Origin of the sequence: Chromobacterium sp. Panama (assembly GCF_003052555.1) — a bacterium.
In the GTDB taxonomy this organism is placed as follows: Bacteria; Pseudomonadota; Gammaproteobacteria; order Burkholderiales; family Chromobacteriaceae; genus Chromobacterium.
Window position 1 is genome coordinate 1,685,307 of the sequence record NZ_QARX01000001.1, and the last position, 26,427, is coordinate 1,711,733.

The window sequence follows — 26,427 nt, forward strand, 5'->3', positions numbered from 1 at the left end:
GCCGGCGGCGTCGAGGATGCCAAGCCTAGCCGGCAGGCCGAGCAGGCTCTTGAGTTCGATCTTGCCGTCCGGAGACAGACAGGTCAGCTGGTAGGCGTAAGACCGGGACACGCCTTCCTCGCCGGCCAGGCTGAGGGGCAGCAATTGCTCGGCCGCCACGCTGCCGTCGCCCAGGCTGAGGGTGAGCAGGCGCTGGTCCTGGTTGAAGGCGGAGGCGAAGCTGGCGAGCAGGGTGCTTAAGTCCATGGGTTCAGGGCTCTATCTGGCGAAGGTTTGCGAGCAAGCGTTCAGGCGCCGTAGCGGCGGCATCGTGGCTTACGCGATAGCTGTTGATAGTTATTGTTAAAAAGCGAGCTTATTCTATGTGTTTTTACTGCTCCGCACAAAGGCTTTGATGCCAAAGGGATTTGGTTTTAATCAGTACCAGCCGGCAAGCCCGACGCGCGTTCGCCGTGCCGCTTCAGATCAAGTCCGGCCGGCTTTGGGTTTGCCTGCGATAGGCGGCGGGTGAGACAATCCGGCGCTGACATGGTTCACGCACTGTTCTACAATGCCAACCGTATATTTTTGACCCTGCCCGCGGGCAGGTTTTTTTATTGGGAGACGTCTGAGCCATGACTTGGCAGGATTTCAAGACGCAATACCTGGTGCGTTTCTGGGCGCCGGTGCCGGCGGTGATCGCCGCCGGGGTGTTGTCCGCTTATTATTTCGGCATTACCGGCACTTTCTGGGCGGTGACCGGGGAGTTCACGCGCTGGGGCGGCCACGCCTTGCAGCTGTTTGGTTTCCATCCGGAAACCTGGGGCTATTTCAAGGTGATCCATCTTGAGGGCACGCCGCTGGACCGGGTGGACGGCATGATGATCATAGGCATGTTCGCCGGCTGTCTGTCCGCGGCCTTGTGGGCCAACAACGTCAAGCTGCGCATGCCGCATCATCGCGTCCGCATCGCGCAGGCGGTGCTGGGCGGCTTGATCGCCGGTTTTGGCGCGCGGCTGGCCATGGGCTGCAATCTGGCGGCCTTCTTCACCGGCATTCCGCAGTTTTCCCTGCATGCCTGGTTGTTTGCGCTGGCCACCGCGGCCGGTTCCTGGTTGGGCGCGCGCGTGACCATGCTGCCGATGTTCCGCATTCCGGTGAAGCTGCAGAAGGTGAGCGCGCCGCAGCCCTTGCAGCAGCGCGAGGACCAGGCGCGGCGTCGTTTCCGCCTGGGCATGCTGATTTTCGTCGCCTTCACGCTGTGGGCGCTGGCCCGCACCTTCTCCATGCCCAAGCTGGGGCTGGCGGCCTTGTTCGGCCTGGCTTTCGGTCTGATCATCGAACGCGCGCAGGTGTGCTTCACCTCAGCCTTCCGCGATTTGTGGCTGACCGGCCGCACCCAGATGGCCAAGGCCATCATCGCCGGCATGGCGGTGAGCGTGATCGGCGTGTACAGCTATGTGCAGCTGGGCGTGCCGCCCAAGATTCTGTGGGCCGGCCCCAATGCGGTGATAGGCGGGGTCTTGTTCGGCTTCGGCATCGTGCTGGCTGGCGGCTGCGAAACCGGCTGGATGTATCGCGCGGTGGAGGGCCAGGTGCATTACTGGTGGGTGGGGCTGGGCAATATCGTCGGCGCCACCTTGCTGGCGGCGTGGTGGGACGATATCGCGCCGGCGGTGGCCACTGATTACGCCAAGGTCAACCTGCTGGCGGTGTTTGGCCCGCAAGGCGGCCTGGTGCTCACTTACGCGATGTTGGCGCTGGCGATGCTGGCGGTGATGTGGTGGGAAAAACGCTTTTTCGCCAATAAGGCGCAGGCGGCTAGATTCAGCAAGGAGGCGGCATGAGCAAGCAGAGTTATACCCCAAATTACCGTTTGGACATGATGGGCGAGCCCTGCCCGTATCCGGCGGTGGCCACGCTGGAGGCGATGCCGCAGCTGCAGCCGGGCGAAATCCTGGAGGTGGTGACCGATTGCCCGCAGTCGATCAACAACATCCCGCTGGACGCCAAAAATCATGGCTACACTGTGCTGGAAATCCAGCAGGACGGCCCGACGATACGTTATCTGATCCAGCGTTGAGCCTGTGTAAATAGTGCCATTCCGCCGCAGGGGCGGAACCCGACGGCCTGTCGTTCACTCACTTATTAAGTGTTTTGGCGGCAGGCCGTTGTCGTATGCGGCCGGCCTTGGTTTCCCTTATTGAATAAAGGTGTTGCCATGTACTCATTCAGCCGCGGTCTCGCCCGCTTGGCTCTTGTCTGTGTTCCCATTGCGCCGGCGCTGGCCGGCACCGGGTCCGCCCATCTCAACTATCCCAATGTGTCCGCCGACATCCTGATGATGACGGTGAAGGTGTTGAACACGCATCAGCACACTTATTACGAGACCCTGGGGTGGAACGGCGGCCGCGATGCCGGCGGCTATACCGGCATTCAGAGCCACAACAACGGCGCGCCGGCCTATATCTTTTCAATCTGGGACCCGGTGTCGGTGCACGGCGTGCCGATACGCGCGGTGTACGCCAAGCCCGGCGCCAAGGTGGAGCGCTTTGGCGGCGAGGGCGAGGGGCTGAAGTATTTCGATTTGCAGACCAAGTGGACGCTGGGCCAGCCGGTAACGTCCCTGGTGCGCAATTGGCAGCAAAACGGCCACACTTACTTTGGCATGTGGACGCGGGACGCGGCCACGCGGATTTGGACCCATCACGCCACTTTCGATTTCCCGGCGGCCAATATCGACTTCGCCGCCCAGTCCGCCAACAGCTTCATCGAGAACTGGAGCGGCCAGGCCAAGGAGGTGACCCGCAGCGCCGAGTATTACGATGTCTGGGCGCGCGGCGCTCAGGGCTGGCAGGCGATCAATCGCGCCACGCCCACCGTCACGGAACTGACGCCGGCTCAGGCCAAGCAACACGCGGTGTCCGCGCAGGGCCGCTTTGTGATGCAGCAGGGCGCGCCGCTGGCCGGCTTTCAATCGCCGTTGATTTCCACCGCCCGGCGTCCGGCGGCGCCGGAAGCGGATCCGGCCAAGATTGATCAGTTGAACGCCGCTTACGACGCCGCCGCGCGCGCGGTGACGGCGAGCTGGCAAACCAGCCCCTATGGCGCGCCGCAGTTCAAATACCAGCTCAGCGTCAGCGACGCGGCCAGCGGCAAGATCCTGGCGCAGGGCGGCGAAATCGCCGGCGAGCGCCGCGCGGCCAGCTTGAAGCTGCCGGCGGGAACGCCGACGCCGGCCAAGCTGCAAGTGAATCTGACCGTGACCGACGTGCTGGACCGCAGCGACGCGCGCGCCGGCAAGCTGATAGACAGCAGCGCCGTCGGGCCGCAGGCGGGCAAGTCTTACCGGCTGCAGTCCCTGAGCAGTGGGCTGTGGCTGACGGTCAAGGATAATAGCGCGTCCGCCGGCGCGGCCGTCGTTCAGCAGGCCGCCGCCGGGCAAAACCAGGTGTGGCAGCTGGCCGCCAGCGGCGGCGGCTATCAATTGATCGCCGCGCATTCCCGGCAGTGTCTGGACGTGGAGGGCGGCGCCAAGCAGGACGGCGGCAAGCTGATTCAGTGGCCGTGCAGCGGCCAGGCCAATCAGCGCTTCAGCCTGAAGGCGGACGGAGCCGGCACGTACAGCCTGGTGGGCGCGCAGGCCGGCAAATGCCTGGACGTGGCCAATGCCTCGTCCCTGGCCGGCCAGCAACTGATTCAATGGAGCTGCCACGGCGGAGCGAATCAGCGCTGGCGTTTGCTGGCCGCGGAGTGAGCGTAGCCCGCGCCGTCAGGCGCGGGCGGCTGTTACGATCTGCTGCGCTGCGGCGATACGGCGTTGAAAACAACTTCGAAATGCTCATGTACCGCTTGACCATTCCGCTTTCTCAGCCGCAACGCCTTGTCTCGCGCTTGCTCGCGAGTCTTTGAGCCGCTTCTTAGCTTTCGCAGCTGGCGAGGAAGGCGCGGGTGGCGGCGGCGCCGGCCTGGAATAGCCGCTGATACTTGTCGTCGCCGGTCTTGATATTGAAGTCCGTGGCCAAGACGCCTTCGGTGGGGATATTGATGCTGCGCGCCTGATCCCGCGGCGAATACTGATAGTTCAGGTTTTGCGCTTGCCAGGCGCTCTGGGCGATGTTCTGGATGTGCTGGATCAGGTTGGCGTCCGAAGACGGCTTGCCCGGCGGCGCGTCGAAACGGGCGCCGAAGGTTTTCTCCTCCTCCTCATCTTCTCCCTGCTTGGGCTTTGCTGGGTACTTGTCGTCGAAGAAGTTGATCGGGTAGTTCCAGATGGTGCCGCCGTCGACGAATACGCCGGCTGGCTGGCCGGGGTAGCTGAAGTTTTGCGCTTCGAAGAAGAAGGGGATGGACATGGAGATGCGCACCGCCTCGGCCACTTCCACGTCCGGCGTCAGCTCGGCGGAGAATATTCTGGCCTGATGGGCGTTGGCGTCGCAGCCTATCACGTGGAGCTGGCGGAAGGGCTGGTCGTTTTTGTGCAGCGCCGGCTTGGCGAAGTCGGCGAAGGTGTATTTCTTGTCCGGCCGGCCGTCCTTGAACTGGCTGGCGACCACGCCTTTCAGCCAGTGGTAGAAGTAGTCGCTGGAATACCAGCCTTTCTTGTTGAACAGGCGCAGCAGGCAGATGAAGTCTTCGAGCGAGACGTTTTTGGCGTGCGGCTGCAAGGCCAGCTGGGCCTGGAAGGCCTTGTGCGCGGCCTGCAGTTGCGGCGTGGCCGGCTCAGCCGCTTTTTGCGGGATCTTGCTGTAGTCGAGGGAGTCGGACAGTTCCTGGGTCTTGGCCGCGCTGAGGCGGAAACTGATCAGCATGGAGGAGATGGCGCCGGCGGAGGCGCCGACCACGCGCTGGATCTGCGCCAGCGCGCCGGCCCGCTCCAGTTCCTCCAACATGCCCAGGTAGGCGATGCCCCAGACGCCGCCGCCGGACAGCGCCAGGTTTTCGAATGAATATTTCATATGCCGCTCCTTGTCGTTGAAATGGGAATGACTCGCCATTTATGTGTACGGCATGGCGCGGCGTTTGCCGCTATTAGTTGACGCGGGGCCCGGGCTTGCCGGCCTTTCGGCCAGGTGTGGCCACCGCGCCGCGTACTTCGAAACGGATTTTCTCCACCACCAGGCCCTTGGCGTCACGCAGTTCCAAGGCGTGGCGGCCGGGCCAGGGGAACCAGGCCAGACTGGCGCCGGCGCCCAGGCGCTTGCCGTTCAGCCACCATTGCGGGCGGGCCACGCCGCGCGCGCGCAATAACAGGCGCTGGTTGGCCGGCGGAATGTCCGGGTCCAGCGCGTAGACGCTGCCGTCCACCGGCGCGGCGATGCCCGGCGTCTGGCTGGCGGCGCTGCCGCGCTCCGGTACGATCAGCGCGCGTTCGGTGCCGGCCAGGAACCATTCGCGGCGGCTGGCTTCCACATCTCCTTCATAGCGCACGTTCTGGCTCACCACGCCGGCCGGCGGGGATGGCGGCAGCGAGGCCGGCGCGCCTTGCTGCGCGCGGTCCAGCACCGCCTGCCACACCGGCGCCGCGCCGTGCATGCCGGATACGTCCCACATCGGCTCGCCGGCGGCGTTGCCCACCCATACCGCCACCGTGCGCTGGCGCGAGAAGCCCACCGCCCAGTTGTCGCGCATGTCCTTGCTGGTGCCGGTCTTGACCGCGCTCCAGTAACGGGTGGACAGCGCGCTTTCCAGGCCGAAGGTGCGCGCGCGCGCGGTGCGGTCGGACAGGATGTCGGCGATGATGAAGCTGCTGCTGGCGTCCAGCTGCCGCTGCGGCTTGGGCTTGGGGTCCGCCAGCGTCCAGCGGGTCGGGCTGGCCAGGCCCTGATTGGCCAGGGTGCGGTAGGCGTTGGCCAGCTCCAGCAGGCGGATGTCGGCGGCGCCCAGCGCCAGGCTGAAGCCGTAATAGTCGCCGTCCTGCTGCAGGCTGCTCAGGCCCAGCCGGTACAGGCGGTCGCGCAGCGCGTTGGGGCCCACCATTTCGATGGCGCGCACCGCCGGCACATTGAGGGAGGAGGCCAGCGCGGTGCGCGCCGACACCAGGCCCTTGAAGTCCTTGGCGTAGTTTTGCGGCGCGTACAAGCCGGCGCCGGTTTGCAGGCTTAGCGGGCTGTCGTCGAGCAGGGAGGCGGCGCTCAGGTAGCGTCGCTCCAGCGCCAGCTGATAGAGGAAGGGCTTGAGGGTGGAGCCGGCCTGGCGCAGCGAGGTGACGCCGTCCACTTCGGCGGCGTTGGACAGGCCGCGGCCGCTGGAGCCCACCCAGGCTAGGATGTCGCCGCTGGCGTTGTCCAAGACCACCAGCGCGCCGTCCTGCACATTGCGCTGCGCCAGCGCGGCCAGGTGGCGGCGCAGCACCGAAGCGGCGTAGCGCTGCAGGCCCAGGTCCAGCGTGGAGGCGATGCGGCTGCCGGCCGTCAAGGGCTGGCGCTGCAGCAGTTTTTGGGCGAAGTGCGGCGCGTCCTGCTCCGCCAGCGGATTGGCGGCGCGGCTCTGCGCCAGCGCCTGGCGGGTGCGCACCGCCAGCGCCGCGCAATTGGGCTGGCGGCGCATGCCCTGCAGGATGCGGCAGGCGCGGGCGGCCACTTTGTCCGGCGCGGCGTTGGGCGCGCGGATCAGCGCCACCGCGATGGCGGATTCTTCCAGATTGAGGCCGGCCGGCAGTTTGCCGAACAAGGTGGCGGACAAGGCGGACAGGCCCACCAGCTCGCCGCGGAAGCCGACCAGATTGAGGTAGGCCTCCAGGATCTGCGCCTTGCTCCAGTGGGTTTCCAGCCAGGCGGCGGACCAGCCCTGGCCCATCTTCTGCCACAGGCTGCGGCCGTTGCGGCCCACCTTGAGATCGTTATCCAGCAGGCCGGCCAGCTGCATGGTCAGCGTGGACGCGCCGCGGGTGCGGGTGTTCCACAGATTGCCCCAGGCCGCGGCGGCCACGCCGGACCAGTCCACGCCGCTGTGCTGATAGAAGCGCCGGTCTTCCGACACCACCAGCGCGTGGCGGAAGGCCGGCGAGGTATCGGCCAGGCCCGCCCAGTCCAGCCGTCGGCCTTGCTTGTCCACCCGCAGCCGCTGCAGCGGCTGGCCGTTGCGGTCCAGCACCACCACGTCCGACGGCCGCCATTCGGCCTTGACCTGCTGAAAACTGGGCTGGGCCAGCGCCGGCGCGGCGGCGCCGCACAGAATCAGGGCGGCCAGCCACTGCCCCCCCTTTATGGAGGTTTGCTCCCAAAGGCAGGCTTGGCGTGGAGGTTTAGAGCGCAGCAGTCGAAGAGGGAGGATGCGCGTCATGTGCGAGACCGAGTTTGTGGCTGAGTGGATGGCATGAAAGTGGAGCATGCATTGCATGTGGTCTTTACGGTAGTTGATTGTTGTTGTGATATTGCGTAATAAAACATTTTAATCTGCAATTAAATATTTTGCATGCTGTTAATTAGGTATTTGCACTAGGTTCTATTCTCTTGATCCTGTTGTATCAATAAAAGGCCTTGGGGTGAAGCTGCCTCTCCTAATTAATGATCTACATGTGGAGGAAGGAATGAGCAATATTGTCAACATTGAAATGGTGTTCGATACGCAAACCATTCTCAACAAGTATCCTGGCCCAAGCCAAAACTCTAGCCAGCCAACCGGCATCGCCCATCAGGACGTTTATATGGTGGCGGAGAGCCGCTTTGTAACAGGCGGACAAGCTTCCGCTGATTTGGCGGTGAAGGCCGAGGTGGATGACGTGATCCGGTGGCGCGCACTGTCTTTGTCTTCAAACGTCAGCCAAAGCGTTATCGTTTACAAAATTCAAAAATTCTCCGGCAGTCAGGTGACCTCCATCCCGGTTCCGACCGAGTCCAGACCTTGGGTGCCCATTCCCAATCAGAATGCGGACAAAGTGGTGGACCCGCTGAATTATACGGCGCAACAAATTCCAAACTACTATCTTGGCTGCAACGTAACGGATACGGGCACTGAAAATTATCAGGTTTGGTTTTATATCACCGAGCAAGTAAGCGGCAATCAAGTTAAAACGCTTGGTTATTTCTATTGGGATCCCGTTATTCAGGTTTCTTGAAATATCAGATTTCATTGAAACCGAAGTGCCGGCAAACTGTTCAGCTTGCCGGCACTTCACCTATTGTAAGGATGAATTATGAATCCGGTTATCGACTTGACCCTGGCGCTGCAACCGGACGTGCCACAAAACGTCTTGGGTCTGCAGGAGGATTCGCCCGCAGCGGTCAATGAAGGCGCGGTACGGGTTTTTTCCAGTCATACCCTAGTCGAGGAGCGTTTACAGAATGGTCTGCTCCTATTGTCTCTGCCCGATGCCAGGGTGGGGAATACGATACGCTGGTATGGCGCGAGCGCCTCTCCAAGTCAGGGGATGGGCATCATCCCCTATGCCGTTGACCGTGTCGGAGGGCAAGCAGCCACCTCGATCACCGCTCCATGCCTCTGCAAAAGAGGGCAGTTGCTGCCCGAGCAGGATGCCGCCACTTCCGAAATCAATATGGAGCGGCTCCATGCTGAAAAAGCATCGTTTTTTTACTGGACTCATGATGTGACGGACTCTGGCCGAGAAGATTTCCGCATCACGCTCCATCTCTACGGCCGCCCCAAGTCTGACGGCTCCCATGGAGAAAGGCTGGGAACGCGCGTGCTCAGCGTGTCCATCGTCATTCCGTAAGCGACGGCTGCCGGAGGCGGCGACCGCTGCCTTGAACGCAAGCGGTCGACGCGCGGGCATGAGGCATTGCCCGCTTGCGGCGCCCCCTCTTTGACATTGGCCAAAGAGGGGGCGCCGGCTTAATTTTCCCCTTTTCCTACCTTGAACACCGAGTTGGGCAACATGCCGAACACGTCCGGCGCGTACAGCGCTTCCACCCGCGTCGGCGGCAGCTTGAAGGCGCCGGGGTTGTTCAGACGCATGGTGTAGCTGGCTTTCAGGCCGCCGCGCGGCACGTAGCCGTAGTAAGCGCGGTAGCCGGAGAAGCGGCGCTCCACGTAGTCGGCGGGGTCGCCGTCGTTGTCCGCCTTGGCGTTGATCGCGGAATCCCGGCCCAGGCCGGAGCCCAGGATGGTGGCGCCGGCCGGGATCGGATCGTTGACCACCACCCAGGTCATATCGCTTTGCGCCTGGATCTCCAGCGTGACCTTGACCACGTCGCCGGGCTGGTACTGGTCGCTGGTTTTCTGGCTGACCGGGCTCAGCGTTTTCTTGATGCTGTAGCCGGCGTAGCGCGGGGCTTTGAGCGCGATGGCGGCCTCGGCCTGCACCGTGGCCCACGGCGCGCCGCCGCCGGCGTGCTTGAGCTGCAGGCTGCCGGCGCCCGCGGGCCAGGGCAGCAGGCCCAGCGCCTTGACGCCTTCCTGCGGCCAGCCCAGGTTCAGCTTGGCGCCGCCCAGCGCGGCGCTGGTCTGGCCGCTGACCGGCGTGGTTTCGAACTGACGCGAGAATTGCGCGACGGCCAGGCTGCCCCACAGATTGGAAGTGGTGGTGCCCCAATGGCCTTTTTGCTGACGCCCCAGCAGGCCGGTGAGCAGGCGCGGCATATCCGCCTGCCAGCCCGGCAGCTTGCGCACCGTCAGCAGCAGCTTGGCGGCGTTGACGTCGGCGCTGCCCATCAGCCACCAGGCGTTGTCGCTGGCCTCGGTGCTGAAGCCCATGCGCGTGCCCTGGTAGGTGAGCCGCGCGCGCAGCAGGTTTTCCGCCTCGCTCAGCCGCGCGGCGCGCTGCGGGATGTCCGCTGCGCGGTTCAGCAGGGCCAGCCAGTCCACCAGCATGGCGGTGCTCATCTTCTGCGGGTTGAGGTCCAGCACGTCCAGCATGGCCGGGCGGAAGCGGCCGTAGCGCGCCAGCGCTTCCATTGCGCTCAGGCGGCGGGCGTCTGCGTCCTGGCGGCCCAGCGGCAGATCGCGCTTGATCCGGCCCTCGACGAAGGCGGACAGGCCGTCCAGCAGCCGCGCGCGCTGGGCTTCGGGGATGGCGACGCCGGCTTCGTGGGCGGCGGCCAGCAGATAGCCGCTGAGGATGTCGCTGCCGCGATCCGGCGCGCCTTCGGCCAGCGGGAAGTAGGCGGCGAGGCCGCTGCCGTCCAGATACAGCGGCAGTTCGCTCATCAGCTGATCCCAGCGCTTGGCGTCGGCCAGACCCAGCGCCACCGAGCTGCGCTGTTCCAGGCAGACATAGGGGTAGTCCTGGAACCAGCGGCGCACGCCGGGCAGTTCATTGCCCAGCTTGGCCTGCAGGCTGACGCGGACGCCGCCGCGGCCGGGCAGGGCGCCCGGCGGCAAGGCGACGGGGATGCTCAGTTCCGGCTCCACGCGTTGCAGCGTGGCCTGCTCCACGGTGATGGGCACCGCCGGCTCGATTTCCTGGCGCACCGCCAGCTTGTCGGCGGCCTTGCCGTCCACTTGCTGAGCGCTGAAGCTCCATTTCAGCTCCTTGACGTCGTTGGGCACCGTCACCGGCCAGCTCAAGAGCCGCGCCTCGCCCACCGGCAAGCTGATCTCCTGCGGCGGCAAGTCCGGCAGGCCGGGCGCGCCGGCCTGGACCTTGACCTTGAGCGGTTTGTCGCCGCCGTTGCGCACGGTGACGCCGGCGCTGAACTGGTCGCCTTCGCGCGCCAGCGGCGGGATGCCGGAGCTCAGTTGCAGGTCCTGGGTGACGTTGAAGCCGGCTTCGCCGGTGCCGAACAGATCATTGCCCGCGTCGGCCACCGCCACCAGGCGGAAGCGGGTCAGCGCGTCGTTGATAGGCACTTTGACGCGGGCGCTGCCGTTGGCGTCCAGCACCACGCGGGGCTGCCACAGCAGCAGGGTGTCCAGCAGTTCACGGGTGGGCGCCTTGCCGCCGCCGCCGCCCGGCGGCAGCGATTTACGGCCGTAATGGCGCTTGCCCACCACTTCCAGTTGGGCGGTGGCGGTTTCCACGCCGTAGCTGTGGCGCTGGTACATGGCCTGCATCAGCTCCCAGCTGCGGTTGGGCTGCAATTCCAGCAGCGCCTCGTCCACCGCGGCGAAGGCCACTTCGGTGCCGGCCGGCGCCGGCTTACCGCCGGGCAGCTTGACCTGGATGGTCACGTCGGCGGTTTCGCGGATGCCGTAGCTCTTGCGCGCCGGACTCACCGTCACGTCCAGCCGCTTGGCGGCGTCGCCCACCTGGATTTCGGCGATGCCGTATTTAAAGGCCGGCCGCGACAGGTCCACCATGCTGGTGGGCGGGGTGTAATCGCCGCCTTCGTTCCAGTAGGCGTCCCACCACTCGCTCGGGGTTTTCCAGCCCCAGGTGAAGAAGGAGTACCACGGCACTTCGCGCACGCGGCCGCGCACCGCCAGCACCGAGACGTAGACGTTAGGGGTCCAGCCCGGCTCGACCTTGAGCTCGATCACCGGGTTCTTGCCTTCCAGCTCCACCACTCGGGTTTCGATCACGCCTTCGCGCTCTATCGCCAGCCAGGCTGTGGCTTTGCGGAAGGGCATGCGCACCTGGAAGCGGGCGGTTTCGCCGGGGGCGTAGCTGATTTTTTCCGGCAGGATGTCGATGCGGTCGTTGTTGTCCACGTCGAACCACAGCTCGTCGTGCTTGCTGACCCAGACCGATTGCGCGCTTTGCGCCAGATTGCCGTTGTCGTCGGCGGCTTCGGCGATCAGCTCCATGTCGCCGGCGTCCTTGAGGTTGATTTCGCAGAACATCAGGCCGCGGCCGTCGGTGCCGCCGCTGCACACCTTGCCCTTGTCGTCGGTTTCCTCGTTGTGGTCCCAGGCGTAGAAGCCGCCCACCAGCCGCTTGCGGCTGGACAGGTAGCGGTGTTCGCGCAGGCTGATCTTGACGTTCTTGCCGGCCAGCGGCTTGCCGGCGGTGTCCAGCACCACGGCCTTGAGCTGCAGCGCGCGGCCGGCGGTGATCCAACTGTCCACGCTGATGCCCACTTGCAGGCCGGCAGGCCACAGCGGAATGCGGCGGGTCAGGGTTTGCACTTCGCCATTGGGGTCGCGGTAGGCGGCCTCGGTGACCAGGTCGTAGCGGCGATCCAGCTTGGGCAGCTTGTCCAGCGTGGCCTTGCCGTTGCCGTTGGCGTCCAGTTGCAGCGCGGACTTGTCCAGCAGCACCTTGCCGTCCAGCGAGGATTCGGCCTGATCGCGCTGACGCTGCGGCGGCGAGAAGCTGTAAGCCTCATAGCCCTTGATGCGCTGATAGGCGTCGGCCAGCATGGCGCTGACTTCCACCGGCCAGCCCTTGGCCGGGCCGCCGTTGCCCCAGGACAGGGACACATTGAGCGGCAGCTGCTTGGGGGCGATGCCGGCGTTCTTCACCGTGGAGATGCGGCCGGTCATGGTGGGCAGGCGGAATTCCTCCACCCGGAAACCGCCGCTGCGCAGCGAATAGCCGTCCAGCTCCGGGCTAGACGGTTTGTCCTTGTCGTCCGGACCGCGCGCGCCCTTGCGTTCCAGGTAGAGCGTGTATTCGCCCAGCTTGGCTTCCTTGGGCAGCGCGTAGCTGCTCTCCGCGTAGCGGCCGCTGCGCCAGCTTAGCGGCAGGCTGATTTCGTCGCCGCTGCCGTCGTGGACGATGCGCAGTTGCTGAGGCAGCTGGCCGGGCTTGAGCTGGGCCAGGCCGCGGCTGACCTGGGTGCGCAGCAGGTGCTTCATCGACACGGTTTCGCCGGCGCGGAACAAGGCGCGGTCCAGAATGGTGTGGGCCAGGATGGTGGGGCTGTCGCTCCACTGGGTGGGGAAGGGGAAGCGCCAGGATTCGATGCCGCGGTTCCAGCTGGAGCGGACGAAGGACACGTCGTCGTTGCCCTTGGCGTCCTTGGCGGCGGCGGTGATGAAGAGGCCGGACAGCTCCTCGTTGTCGCACTCGCCGGCCGGCAGCACGGATTTGACCGCGGCCACGCCTTTGGCGTCGGTCTTGCCGGACCACAGCGCATTGCCCTTGCAATCGTAGATGTTGACGCGGGCGGCCGGCACCGGCTTGCCCTTGTCCAGCGTGGTCACCCACACCGCCGCGTTTTCCTTGGAGCTCTTGAAGTGCACCGCCATATTGGTGACCAGCGCGGCCGTGCGCACATACATGGGCTTGGTGCTGGCCAGCAGGGATTTGCCCAGCAGCCGCGACGACACTTCCACCACGTAGAGGCCGGGCTTGGGCAGGGGGATGCCCACCACTTCGAACGGCCATTTGCCCTGCTTGTCCGGCTGGCTGGGCAGCTTCAGCGGCTGGGCGGCTGGCTCCTTGGCCAGCAGCGACAAGCGACGGCTTTCTATGGTCTTGTCCTTGCCGGCGGGCAGGGCGCTCTCGTGATAGCGCAGCACCTTGGCCAGCCAGGCCATCATGTCCTGGTCCTTGTTCAGCCGCAGCGCCTGGCCGCCCAATTGCACGGATTTGATGTTGAGATCGCCCTCCACCCCGCGCAGGGTGATGGGCAGCGCCGCGTCCGCGCCGGACTCTATGATGCCGAACGGCGCGGCGGCGAATTTGGCCAGCGGGGGATAGTCGGCCAGCTTGATGGCCAGCGGGAAGCGCTCGGCGTTGACCAGCGGCCGGCCCACCTCGTCGCCAAAGTCCTTGGGCAGCTTCAGCGTCAGCGTTTCCAAGGGCGGGAACGGCGGCGCGAAGCTGATGCTGTCCACCGGCTCGCCCTTGCCGCGTGCTTCCGCCTGGGGCGCGCGTTCGGCGCCGGCGCCGCTCAGGCGCACCGCCATCGCCAGTTTTTCCGGCACCGGCGAGCTGAAGTTGAGGGTAATGGGCTTGAACGGGATGCAAGCGCCTTTAGCGTTCTCGCGCAGGCAGCTCATGCTGGCGGTGAACGGCGGCCGTACTTGGTAGTTGAGCCGGTCCGGCGCGGCCGCGCCGCGCAGATGCACCAGGGTGAGCTTGCTGTCCGGCGCCAGGCGCTGGCCGCAGCGCAGCGTCAGCACCTTGGCGGATTGTTGTTCCAGTTTCAGATGCTTGAGCAGCGCCGCGCGCTCGCCGGCCGGCAGGGGCTGGACCGGGATGCGTTCCGGCAGGCTGGAGGATTGGCAATACAAGGACGAGGCCGGCACGCCGACGCCGTTGAATTGGAGCACGAACGCCTGGTCTTCCTCGATGCGGCCGTTGCGCGGCCAGCGTTCCACCACTACCGGCGCGCCGGTGTAGAAACGGAAGCTCAGGCCGGCGCCCACCGAGTTGCCCTGCAGGTCCTTGAGGCCGGGCTTGGGCGTGAAGCGGCAGTCGGTATTGGCGGCCGGGGTTTCCGCCACGTCCAGCACCCAGCTCTTGTCGTCCACCCAATGGCCCTTGGCTTTCAGGCCGCAGCTCCAGGCGAACGGCGCCGGCGCGGCGCTATTGCCCAGCGGAATCATGCTGCTGTTGAAAGTGACGCGCACCTGCTGCACTTCTTTGACTTCGCCCTGGGGGCTGAAGGTGGTGACGCCGGCGGCAAGAGCGGCGGCGCCGACGAAACCCAAAAGCGCGGGCGCAAGGCGGAATGGCAAAGACATGGACGAGGCTCCGGAAAATACCATCGCAATTATACGCGGCTGGAGCGGCGGCAAGGAAAGAGATGTAAGCGCTAGATGTAAAAAAGACCGGCGACTGCCAGCCCTTTTGATCATGGGTGGAGCGGGTTTGAAGGAATTTCAGATTTTCGTGATTTTCACTTTCCGGCCAAGCCGGCTGGGAGGGTGGGGCGAGACGCGGCGATAATGATTTTTATTTGATATTTCTAATGAAAACAAAAAGTTTTGAATGCCTGCCGTGAAGATTCACATCCGCGAATTACGTAGTTATACGGATGGGCTTGAGTGGTGTTTGTCATAGAATCGCCCACTTTCAAGAAAAAACGCATTCTAAGTGTCGCACTTTCAATTAAAGCCGGTGGCCTGCCTGTGCAAGCGGCCAACCGGGGCCTGTCTCGCATCGCTAAGCGCGCTCTGCCTGGCCGCGCCGGCCTGGGCGAAACTGCCGGCGGAGTTGCCGTCCCCTGATCAACAGCTGATTTTGCAACAAGAACGCGAACGGACGCTGCAAGAGCAAGCGCAGCCGGCGGCGCCCGATGTGCGCCTGCCGCGCCAGGCCGATGCGCTGGCGGACTATCCCATTGGCGAAGTTCCATGCTTTGTCATCCGCGAGCTCAGGCTGGAGGGTGAACTGTCCGAGCGTTTCCGGTGGGCGCTGGCCGCCGCCGACGCCGCCGGCCGCTGTCTGGGCGCGCAAGGGGTGAACCTGGCGATGAAGCGGGTGCAGAACGCCTTGATCGCGCAGGGTTACGTCACCACCCGGGTGCTGGTCAAGCCTCAGGACTTGAAGCCGGGCGTGTTGACGTTGACGCTGATCCCCGGCCGCATTCATGCGATCCGCTTCGCCGAGCCCGCCTCGCGGCGCGCGCGCTGGTTCAACGCGCTGCCGGCGCGGCCGGGCGACGTGCTCAATCTGCGCGATATCGAGCAGGCGCTGGAAAACTTCAAACGAGTGCCGACGGCGGACGCCGACATCCAGATCGAACCGGCCGGCGCCGACGGCGAAAGCGATCTGGTGATCGCCTGGAAAGAAACCTTGCCCATCCGCCTGTCCTTGAGCCTGGACGACGGCGGCAGCGACGCCACCGGCCGCTACCAGGGCAGCGCCACCTTGTCGTTGGACAATCTGCTCACCGTCAATGATCTGTTCTATTACAGCCAGGGCAAGGATTTGTTCCAGCATGATCCGCTGGGCTCCAAAAGCCGCTCGCTGCATTACTCGCTGCCCCTGGGTTATTGGCAGCTGGGCCTGACCCTCAACGATTACCGCTACCACCAGACCATAGCCGGCGCCAACGAGAAATACCTATACCGAGGCGACAGCGAGAACAGCCAGCTAAGCCTGTCGCGAGTGGTGTATCGCAGCCAGGCGCACAAGACCACGCTCAGCCTGCGCGCCTACCAGCGCAAATCGCGCAACTTCGTCGAAGACACGGAAATCCGCCTGCAGCATCGGCAGACCGCCGGCTGGGAACTGGGGCTGAACCAGCGTTCTTATCTGGGCGACGCCACCTTGGACGCCGGCCTCAACTGGCGGCGCGGCACCGGCATGCTGGGCGCCTTGCCCGCGCCGGAGGAAGAAACGGGCAACGGCGGCTCTCGGGCCAGCATCGTGACCGCGGACCTGAGCTATACCCAGCCGCTGCAAATCGGCGCGCAAAAGCTGCGGCTCAACAGCCAATGGCGCGGGCAGTGGAGCAAGGGCGCGCTAGTGCCGCAGGACCGCTTCGCCATTGGCGGACGCTACACCGTGCGCGGCTTCGACGGTGATCTGAGCCTGTCCAGCGAGCGCGGCTGGCTGTGGCGCAACGAGCTGTCCTGGGCAATGGGCCCCAGCGGGCAGGAGCTGTATCTGGGCCTGGACCTGGGACGCGTCGGCGGCGCCGCAAGCAGCCAGCTGATAGGCCGGCGGCTGGCCGGCGGCGCAGTCGGCATGCGCGGCAGCCTGTTCAAGCGTCTGTCCTACGACATGTTCACCGGCTGGCCTATCCAGAAACCCGTCGGCTTCCAGACCGGCGCCGCCTCGGGCTTCAGCCTGAACCTGCAATTTTGATCTTTGAATTCGGGGCCGGTGGCAACGCTTTGCGTTGACGGCCTCGTCCTTGTCGAGAGTTTTGGTCATGAACCGTCTTTGTTACCGTCTGATTTTCAACCGCGCGCGGGGCCTGATCATGGCCGTCGCCGAGATCGTCAAGCCGATGGGCGCGGGCGGCGGCCGCTCCGCCGAGCCCGCGGCGGCAAGCCGGCGCTTAGGCGTGACCCTGCGCGGCATTGTCTGGGCCAGCTGGTGCGCGCTGGCTGGAACTTCCGCGCTGGCCGGCGGCATCGTGGCGGACCCGAACGCGCCGGCGGCGCAGCGCCCCAGCGTGATCAACACCGCCAACGGCCTGCCGCAAGTGAACATCCAGGCGCCCAGCGCCGCCGGAGTGTCGCGCAACCAGTACAGCCAGTTCGACGTCGACAAGGGCGGAGCCATTCTCAACAACAGCGCCACCAGCGTGCAGACCCAACTGGGCGGCTGGATCCAGGGCAACCCCAACCTCAATCCGGCCGCGCCGGCGCGGGTGATCCTCAACGAGGTCAACAGCGCCAACCCCAGCCAGTTGCGCGGCTTCCTGGAAGTGGCCGGCGGCCGCGCCCAGGTCATCGTGGCCAACCCCTCCGGCATTCTCTGCGACGGCTGCGGCACCATCAATGCAGGGCGCATGACCCTGACCACCGGCCGCCCAGAACTGAACCCGGACGGCAGCCTGGCCGGCTACCGCGTGGAAAGCGGCACCATCCGCATCGAGGGCGCCGGCATGCAGGCCGGCAGCACCGAGTACGCAGACCTGATGGCGCGGGCGGTGGAAGTGCGGGCCGGCATCTGGGCGCCTCAACTGAGCGTCAGCGCCGGCCGCAACCGCGTCAGCGCCGACCACCAAAACATCCAGGCGCTGGCGGCGGACAGCGCCGGACGGCCCGGTTTCGCCATCGATGTGGCGCAACTGGGCGGCATGTACGCCGGCAAGATCCGCCTGCTGGCCACCGAGGCCGGCGTCGGCGTGCGCAGCAGCGGCCAACTGAGCGGCGGCGAGCAGCTGAAGCTGGACAGCGCCGGCCAACTGACCCTGAGCGGCCGCCAGAACGGCGGCGACATCCAATACCACGCCGCCGGCGACATCGAACACAACGGCGCCAGCTACAGCCGCGGCAAGCTGGAGTTGAGCGGCGACGCCGCCTTGCGCCAGAGCGGCACCGTGGCGGCGGCCGGCGATGTCACTGTCAAGGCGCGCAGCATCGCCGCCAGCGGCGATTTCGCCGCCGGCAGCGACGACAAGGGGCAAGTGGGCACGACAGGCGCGCTGAGCCTGAAAGCCGGCGACAGCCTGCAGCTGAGCGGCCACGCGCTGGCCGGCTCCAGCCTGGACCTCAACGCGGCGGCGATCAAGGCCGCCGACGCCAAACTGCGCGCCAATGATAGCGTGACGCTGACGGCGGAGAACGGGCTGGGTCTCAGCCGCGCCAGCTTGAACACCGGCCGCTTGGTGGTTCAGGCCGGCGGGCAGATCGACAGCGACGCGGCCACGCTGCAAGCGGGCCAGTGGCAGGCCAGCGCCGCCGCGCTCAACAATCTGGGCGGCGTTTGGGAACAGATAGGCCAGGGCAGCGGCGACTTCCGCATTGGCCAGTTGCTGGATAACCGCGGCGGCCGCATCGAGGCCGCCAGCCTGGCGTTGAGCATTGGCCAGCTGGACAACGGCGGCGGCAAATTGCTGGCCTTGGGCGACGCGGCGCAGTCCTGGAGCGTGCGGCAAGATCTGAGCAATCAGGGCGGCCTGATCGGCGGCAACGGGGACCTGAGCCTGAGCGCCGGCAGCTTGGACAATGCCGGCGGCGCCGTGCAAAGCGCCATCGCTTTAACGCTGACCACGGAGCGGGAACTGGACAACCGAGGCGGCGCGCTGCTGTCTGGCGCCGCTTTGAAACTGGACACGGCGCAGCTGGACAATAGCCGAGGGGGGCGGATAGACGGCGGCGGGCCGCTGACGCTCAAGGCGACAGGCAAGTTGAACAACCAGGCCGGCACCATCCACGGCGGCGCGGATGTTGGCCTGCAAGCGGGCGAGATTGACAACGCTGGCGGCAAGGTGGAGAGCGAAAGCGCGTCGACCCTTCGTTCCGATGGCGGGCTGGACAACAGCGCGGGCAAGTTGCTGAGCAACCGGGACCAGAAGATAGAGGCCGCGAGCCTCAATAACGGCGGCGGCGAGATCAGCAGCCGACAAGCGCTGACGCTGCGAGCGGGCGTCTTGGGCAATCAGGGCGGCGGCATCGTCAGCTTGGGAGACGGAGATATCCAACTGGCCGCGCTCGACAATAGCGGCGGCAAGCTGCAAAGCGGCGGCGCTCTGGCCGTGCGAGTCCAAGGCGAACTAGGCAACCGGGAAGGTCGCATCAGCGCTCAGCGCGCGATGCGGCTGGACGCCGGCGCGCTGAACAATCGGCAAGGCACCCTGGCGGGCGGCGAGCGCATCACCGTGCTGGCGGGCCAGATGGACAATCAAGGCGGCGCGGCGGCCAGCCAGCAAGGCCTGACGCTGACGCTGGGCGGGCTTAACAACCAGGGCGGCCAGATCCAGACCTTGGGCGATCTGGCGCTGGACGCCAGCGGCCTGCTGGACAATCAGGACGGCAAGCTGGTGGCGGACCAGGGCCAGCGCTTGCGCGCCGGCGAGCTGGACAACCGGCGCGGCCAGATCAGCAGTGGAATGGATCTGACGGTGGACGGCGGCCAACTGAGCAACCAGCAAGGCAAGCTGATCAGCCGCGGCGACGCTTATTACCAACTGGCGGGGCTGCATAACGCGGAAGGCGAACTGCAGAGCGGCGGCGCGGCGCGGTTGACCATCAGCGACGCGCTGGACAACAAGCAAGGCAAGATCGTGGCGGACCAGGGGCTTGCGCTGCAAGCCGCCTCCGTGGACAACGCCGGCGGCCTGCTAAACAGCCGCGGCGCGCTGGAACTCAAGGCCGGTACGCTGAGCAACCGCTACGGCAGCCTGCTGAGCCTGGACGACGTCAGCCTGGGACTGAGCAGTTTCGACAACCAATACGGCCAGATCCAAACCACCGGTGCGCTGGAGGCGGAACTGAGCGGTCAGATCGACAACCGCCAGGGCAAGCTGATCTCCAATCGCAATCAGAAGCTGAGCGCCAGCCGGCTCCACAATGAGGGCGGCGCGGTGAATAGCGGCCAGGCGCTGAGCCTGACCGCCGGGCAATTGGGCAACCAGGGCGGCAAAATGGCGGGGCAAAGCGGCCTCAGCCTGGACTTGCAGCAGGACTACGTCTTCCGCGACGGCGAGACGCTGTCTAGCCAGGGGACGCTGAGTTTCCGCACCAGCGGCAGCCTGCGCAACGAAAGCCAGTGGGCCAGCGCCGGCAACGTCAGCCTGCAAGCGGCCAGTTTCAGCAACGCCGCGGGCGCCAAGCTGGCCGCCAGCGGCCGCCTGGACATCAATAGCGCCGGTCAGGCGGTCAACCAGGGCCGGCTGGACGCGGAACAACTGACGCTGAACGCAGCGGCGCTGGACAACAGCGGCATGATCAGCGGCCGCGACGTCACGGTGAACGGTGGCGTCATCGATAACCACGGCGGCCAGGCGGTGCTGGCCGCCACCCGCAGCCTGAGTCTCAACGCCGGCACCCGCCTGAGCAACCGCGACAGCGGCTACATCTACAGCGGCGGCGCTTTGAGTCTGAGCAGCGGCGACCTGATCGAAAACATCTCCACCGCGATAGAAGCCGAAGGCGACGTTGCCATCCGCGCCGGCCGGTTCAATAACCAGCGCACCCACGTCAATATCCAGCGCGCGGCGGAAAGCGAGAACTATAGCTGGTACAAGTACAACTACTACTTTGATGTGTTTGAACGGGTGGGCGGCTGGGATTGGTCGGCCGTCACCAAATCCTTGCCGGTCAACGACGCGGAAGCGGCCAAAACGCGATACGGCACCATTCTGCAAGTGAATGAAGCCAAGAAGCAGGCCCTGGTCCGCTTCCAGGGCACTCAGGAACGCTGGGTCAATTACAACGCCATCAAGAAGAACGACAGCGGCGGTTACGACATGACCTTCTACCAAGGTTACAGCTGCTTCCAAGGGGCCGCCTGTCCCTATGAGCACACGGTGTGGCGCGAAGTATGGTCCGGCAGCAACGAACAATGGAACCCGGCCATTCATATCAATCCGCTGGAGCTGGATTTTGTCGACCCCGGCAACAAGTTCAACTTGCGCAACCGTTCCGCCAGCGGCACCAAGACCCGGGACAAGCTGATCTCAGCCGGCGAAGTGGCCAGCCTGAGCGCCGGCGGCAATATGACGGTGAACGTCAGCGGGCAATTGCTGAACGACGCCAGCCGCATCGCCGCCAACGGCGCCGTCACCATCAACGGGGCGGACAATGGCGGAGGCGACGCGCGCGTGATCAACCGCGCTTACTCCGTCAACGAGCGCACCCAGGAAACCGGAACGGACCACTACGACCGCAACACGCGGCACTGGTACCCCACATACACCCAGGACAAAACGGTGGCGTTGCAGACCATAGACGCCACCATCGCCGGTCATCAGGGCGTCAGCGTGCGCGCGCCCAGCATTGAAAACGTCACCGTCAATCCGGCCCAGATCAGCGTGGCGGAAGCGGCCAAGGCCGCCGCGGAAGCGGAACCGGCGAGCTGGGACAAGCAAGACGTGGCAGCGGCCGCGGGCTCCGCCGCGGCCGGCGCGAAAGCCGGTCCGCTCAAAGGCGGCGCAGGCCAGCCTGGCCTGTTGGACCGCCTGCCCAACAACCAGCTGTTCCAGCAAAACCCCAGCCCCACGGCCTCCTATCTGATTGAAACCGATAGTCGCTTCACCCAGTACAACAACTTCATCAGCAGCGACTACATGCTGAAGCAGTTGAACTACGATCCGGTGGGCGCGCACAAGCGCCTGGGCGACGGCTATTACGAGCAAAAGCTGGTGCGCGACCAGATCCTGGCGCTGACCGGCCGTCCGTCTCTGCGCGGAGAAGACGCCACCGAGCAATTCAAGGCGCTGATGAACCAGGGCGTGAACGTGGCCAGGGACTTCCGGCTGACCACCGGCGTGGCGCTGACTCCGGCGCAAATCGCCGCTTTGCAGCAAGACATCGTCTGGATGGTCAGCGAAACCGTCAACACCGCCAACGGCCCGCAAACCGTATTGGTGCCCACCGTCTATCTGGCGCACAACACCCTGAGCCTCACCGGTGACGGCGCGGTAATCGCCGGCAAAGACCTCAGCCTGTCCGCCGCCAGCCTGAGCAATAGCGGCAAGCTGCAGGCGGACCAAAGCCTGGTGGCCAAGGCGGAGGTTCTGAGCAATACCGGAGGCCTGATCCAGGCCGACACCGTCAAGCTGTTGGCGGACAGCCTGAGGCTGGACACCGATCTGCAAAACGCCGGCCGGCAGGCCGCCGTCAGCGGGCGAGACGTCAGCCTGAGCGGCGCGGACATCGTTTTGAAGGGCGCCAAGGTGGACGCCTCGGAACAGCTGACGCTCAGCGCCAGCAACAACTTGACCTTGGGCACCGCGCGCAGCCGCAAGGAAGGCAGCGTGGATCTGATCGCCGGCAGCATGGGCAACCGCGACGCCACGCTGGGCGCCGACGTGGGCGGCAGCGGCGTCGCCACCGTCAGCGGCGTGTGGGAAACCGCGCAGGGCAGCAGCCTGCAATCCGGCGGCAAGCTCAACCTGAGCGCGGGCAAGGATCTGACGTTGACCGGCTCCAGCGCCCAGGCCAAGGGTCAGCTCAATGTCAGCGCCGGCAACAAGCTTACGGTGCAGGCGGACAAAGCCACCAACAACACCAAGCTCACCGCCGATAGCGCCAGCTCTCGGGTGGAGGCGCGCTATCAGGCCGATACGCTGATTGCCAGCCAGCTCAGCGGCGGAGCCGGCGTGGTCGCCGTGGCCGGCCAGGAACTGAGCGTGCAAGGCAGCCGAGTCGCCAGCGATCAGGGCCAGGTGCTGTTGTCCGGCACCCAAGTGGACATCGGCGCGACGGAGCGCCATGTGGAAATCGACGACTACGAAAACAATCACATCGGCCAGACCCGCAGCCAGCGTCAGCAAGCCATTCGCGACACGCAAGCGCAGGGCAGCCAAATCAGCGGCCAGCAAGGCGTCACCATCCAGGCGCGCAAGACGGACCTCACCGTGCAGGGCAGCGAACTGGCCAGCGACAACGGCGACCTCAAGCTCAGCGCCGCGCGGGATATCCGCGTGGGCGCGGCGGAAGAAAGCCGCAGCTTCCAGGAGCAAGCCGCCAGCACTCGCAAAAACCTGGCCAACAGCAAGCAAAGCCTCAGTCAGACCGACGAACGGCAAACGCTGGCCAAGGGCAGCAGCTTGTCCGGCGAAAGCATCAGCCTGCAAGCCGGGCAGGACCTGACCGTGGCCGGCAGCAGCGTGGCCGCCACTCATGACGTGGACCTGGTCGCCGGCCGCGACGTCAACGTCACCACAGTGGAAAACCGCCAGTACCAGCAGCACGACGAAAGCGTTAAACGATCCGGCCTGCTGGGCAGCGGCGGCATCGGCTTCACTATCGGCAGTCAGAAACAGCGAGACCAGGTGGGCGAAACCAGCGTCAGCCAAACCAATAGCACGGTGGGCAGTGTGCTGGGCAAGGTCATTATCGACGCCGGCCGCAACGCCTTGATCAAGAGCTCCGACCTGGTCGCCGGCGGCGACATCGACGTGCTGGCCCAGAACATCCGCGTGGAAGACGTGGCCAACCGCTATCAGCGCGACGAGAAGCACGAAGTCAGCAAGAGCGGCCTCACCGTGGCCTTGTCCGGCGTGGTGGGCGCCGCCGCCAACACCGCCGTGCAGCAAGCGCAGGACAGTAAAAAAGCCAGCGGCCGCCTGGCCGCGTTGCAAGGCGTTCAGGCCGGTTTATCAGGCTATCAGGCTTATCAGGCCTACCAGCAGGAAGCGATGAAACCGGCGGCGGAACAAAGCTTTGTCGGCATCAGCTTGTCCGTGGGCAACCAGCAAAGCCAATCCCACAGCCAGCGCCAGCAGAGCCAGAGCCAGGGCAGCCAGCTCACCGCCGGCGGCAACCTCAGTTTGACCGCCACCGGCAGCGGGCCCAAAGACGCCCAGGGCCAGGCGCAGGACGGCGACATCAGCGTCACCGGCGGCCGTTTCAAGGCCGGCAAAGACCTGAGGCTGGACGCGGCGCGGGATCTGCAACTGCAAGCCGGCCGCAATGAAGACTCTCAAAGCGGCGGCAACAAGAGCAGCGGCTGGAATGCCGGTTTCAGCATCGGCGTTGGCCAGGGGGCGGGCATCTCCATCTTCGCCAACGCCAACAAGGGCCGGGGCAAGGAAGAGGGCCAGGGCAGCCGCTGGAACGAAACCGTGCTCAGCGCCGGCGATACCCTGAACCTGCAAAGCGGCCGCGACGCGAGCCTGACCGGCGCCAGCGCCAGCGGCAAAACCGTGGTGGCGGACATAGGACGCAACCTGACGTTGCAGAGTCTGCAAGATCAGGACCGCTACCACAGCGAGCAGAGCAACGCTTCCGCCGGCGCCAGCTTCACCTTCGGCAGCATGAACGGCAGCGCCTCCATCAGCATCAGCCGTCAAAAGGCCAATAGCGACTTCGTCAGCGTGCAGGAGCAAACCGGCCTCTACGCCGGCCAGGGCGGTTTCGACGTCAAGGTGGGCCGCCACACCCAGCTGGACGGCGCGGTGATCGCCAGCACCGCCAAGGCGGACAAAAACACGCTGGATACCGGCACGCTGGGCTTCAGCAATCAGCACAACCAGGCGGATTTCAAGGTGGAGAGCCAAAGCTTCGGCATCAGCAGCGGCGGCAACATCACCGACTCGTTGAAAGGCACGCTGATGAGCCAGGGCGCCAGCAGCGTGCTGGGCGGCGGCAACAGCAGTGGTCATGCCGAATCCACCACCTACGCCGCGGTCAGCGAAGGCGCGATCAAGATCCGCGACCAGGACAAGCAGCAACAGGATCTGAAAGAGCTGAGCCGCGACGCCGAACACGCCGCCAACGGCCTGAGCCCTATCTTCGATAAGGAGAAGGAGCTCAACCGCTTGCAGGAAGCACAGCTGGTAGGCCAGATCGGCGCGCAAGCCACCCAGATCGTCGCCACTGAGATGATGATGGAGGAAAACGAGAAGGTACGGCGCAATCCAGAGTACGCGAAGAGCGACACGTATAAAGAAATGCAAGCGAAGTGGGGTACTGGCAGCGACTTCCAAAGGGCCGCGCAAGCCGCCACCGCCGCGCTGCAAGGCTTGGCTGGCGGCAATGTGCAAGCCGCCATCAGCGGCGCCGCCGCGCCTTACCTGGCCGGCGTGGTCAAGGACATGACCGACGGCAACAAAGAAGCCAATGTGATGGCGCACGCCTTGCTGGGCGCGGCGTTGGCGCAGATGAAGGGCGAAAGCGCGGCAGCGGGTGCTGCGGGTGCTGGTGCATCGCCGTTGGTGGCGGAATACCTGCAAAAAACCTTGTATCCAAATGCAGATAGTCTGAGCGAAGATCAAAAGCAGACTATTTCAGCGTTGACCACGATGGCGGGTAGCCTGGCGGGTTCGCTGGCGGGGGGCAATAGCGCTGGGGCGTTGACCGGTGCGCAGGCGGCTAAGAACGAGGTGGAGAATAACTACCTGGCAGCGGATCAGATCACTCGCTTAGCGTCTAAGGTCAAAGATTGTCGTTTGCATCGAGATGAAAGCTGCATTAAACAAGCAGTACAGGCCGCCGTTAAGCTATCGGACGCAAACTCCAATGCGATGCGCTCAGAGTCTTGCAGAAACGATCGAGCATGTCTTGATCGTCATATGAAGAAGATTGAGCAAGCGGCTGGTGTGTATCAGCAGATCGTGGGCTTGGCTCAAGGGGGGGTAGATACCGCAGGCTTGGCATTTGGGAATAGTGCGACTCCCTCGCTGACGGATACCCGCTATTATTATGATCAGATTCGCCTGAATCCCGAGCTGCAGACGCCGTTTGAAAAGCAGTTCTATGCAATGAGCGCCAATAATAGAGCCGGCTTTGAAACGCTGATCTTTGGTAAGCCATTGAATGAAAAGGAACGGTTCGCTCTGCTGACGGGGGCGGCAGGCAACCCAGTACAGGGAGTCCTGGCGGATGCCGCCGCCAACTATGCTAAAGAGGCAGGAATTTCTCCGCAGCAGTTAGCATTGCTGAGTGTTGCGGTTGGGACAATTAAGGGGGCTAGGCCTAGTGATCCTAGTCTAGTGGTTGATGGGGATGTAAAAAAATTACCAGCTTTGAGGGTAGGTAAAGTGGTAACCGAGCCATATGCCAAGCCTGATGCTAACGAGTTAATAGCTGCGAATGGTTTCTCAAAGCTAGGCTATGATGTGACTCATAAGGCTACAGCATCTGACAAGGGAGTTCAGGGTGTTAAAACTCAAGATTTGTGGGTTGATGGGATAGGTAAAGTAGATGTGTATACTCCTACTGTTGTTACACCTAAATCAATACTAAGAATGATTGAAAAGAAAAATCTACAAACAAATGCGATTATTATTCAGGTGAATTTAGCTCCAAAAGAAATTCAAGAGATTGTTGCGAGGGCATGGGGAAAATCTAGCACTGAAAACATAAGTAAACTATTTTTTCAAAATAAAGAGGGGCACATCATTAGATTTGATCGGCCCATAAAGAGGATTGAGTGATGCCAAAATTTGGATGTAAGTGTGGTTGTGTCATGAATTTATCTACGGGATGGGAGTCGTATGAACTTGCCTTGATTCCTGAGAAAAATATTGAGGAAATTTCGTGCCTATTGGAAAGTAACGAGGCTTTAGATGTTGATGGTTTTTTTGAAAGAATTGACAAAGATAGAGTAGGTGTTCTGAGGTGCCCTCAGTGCGAGAGGTTGTGGCT

Annotated in this window: 11 protein-coding genes; 7 read left to right on the forward strand and 4 right to left on the reverse strand. The window is 64.3% G+C overall.

What is annotated here, in order from left to right; genetic code table 11:
- The coding region (locus DB032_RS07680) for a hypothetical protein (RefSeq protein WP_199225842.1) at positions 1-246 on the reverse strand (246 nt) is incomplete at its 3' end.
- Between the two features lie 368 nt (positions 247-614).
- Between DB032_RS07680 and yedE the strand changes: the two genes are divergently transcribed.
- The 3 genes from yedE (at position 615) to DB032_RS07695 (ending at position 3,736) form a co-directional block, all read left to right on the forward strand.
- Positions 615-1,826 carry a selenium metabolism membrane protein YedE/FdhT gene (gene yedE, locus DB032_RS07685; RefSeq protein ID WP_107798957.1) on the forward strand — a complete coding sequence of 404 codons (1,212 nt, stop codon included), beginning with the start codon at positions 615-617 and terminating at the stop codon, positions 1,824-1,826.
- Entirely contained in the window at positions 1,823-2,062 is a 240-nt protein-coding gene (gene yedF, locus DB032_RS07690) for a sulfurtransferase-like selenium metabolism protein YedF (RefSeq protein ID WP_019100738.1), read from the forward strand. Before yedE ends, yedF begins: the two co-directional genes overlap by 4 nt.
- 138 nt (positions 2,063-2,200) lie before the next feature.
- Entirely contained in the window at positions 2,201-3,736 is a 1,536-nt protein-coding gene (locus DB032_RS07695) for an RICIN domain-containing protein (RefSeq protein ID WP_107798958.1), read from the forward strand.
- A 163-nt stretch (positions 3,737-3,899) separates the two neighbouring features.
- Here DB032_RS07695 and DB032_RS07700 read toward each other — a convergent pair whose 3' ends face one another.
- Together DB032_RS07700 and pbpC are read right to left on the reverse strand one after the other, a co-directional pair.
- On the reverse strand, positions 3,900-4,937 hold the full coding sequence (locus tag DB032_RS07700) for a patatin-like phospholipase family protein (protein ID WP_158274259.1): 1,038 nt from the start codon (positions 4,935-4,937) through the stop codon (positions 3,900-3,902).
- A gap of 73 nt (positions 4,938-5,010) precedes the next feature.
- Positions 5,011-7,263: a penicillin-binding protein 1C gene (pbpC, locus tag DB032_RS07705; RefSeq protein WP_107798960.1), complete on the reverse strand. Its 2,253-nt coding sequence runs from the start codon at positions 7,261-7,263 to the stop codon at positions 5,011-5,013.
- A gap of 247 nt (positions 7,264-7,510) precedes the next feature.
- Between pbpC and DB032_RS07710 the strand changes: the two genes are divergently transcribed.
- Together DB032_RS07710 and DB032_RS07715 are read left to right on the forward strand one after the other, a co-directional pair.
- Entirely contained in the window at positions 7,511-8,038 is a 528-nt protein-coding gene (locus DB032_RS07710; protein WP_107798961.1) for an inclusion body family protein, read from the forward strand.
- Between the two features lie 78 nt (positions 8,039-8,116).
- A complete protein-coding gene (locus tag DB032_RS07715; protein ID WP_107798962.1) occupies positions 8,117-8,653 on the forward strand; it encodes an AidA/PixA family protein in 537 nt (178 codons plus the stop codon).
- 119 nt (positions 8,654-8,772) lie between these two features.
- On the opposite strand, the gene DB032_RS07720 is transcribed toward DB032_RS07715, so the two are convergent.
- Positions 8,773-14,454, reverse strand: coding sequence for an alpha-2-macroglobulin (locus DB032_RS07720; protein WP_233246663.1), 5,682 nt, complete (start codon positions 14,452-14,454; stop codon positions 8,773-8,775).
- Positions 14,455-14,806: 352 nt separating this feature from the next.
- Between DB032_RS07720 and DB032_RS07725 the strand changes: the two genes are divergently transcribed.
- Positions 14,807-16,525, forward strand: coding sequence for a ShlB/FhaC/HecB family hemolysin secretion/activation protein (locus tag DB032_RS07725; protein ID WP_199225843.1), 1,719 nt, complete (start codon positions 14,807-14,809; stop codon positions 16,523-16,525).
- Between the two features lie 67 nt (positions 16,526-16,592).
- Entirely contained in the window at positions 16,593-26,216 is a 9,624-nt protein-coding gene (locus DB032_RS07730; RefSeq protein WP_107798964.1) for a hemagglutinin repeat-containing protein, read from the forward strand.
- Positions 26,217-26,427: the final 211 nt, after the last annotated feature.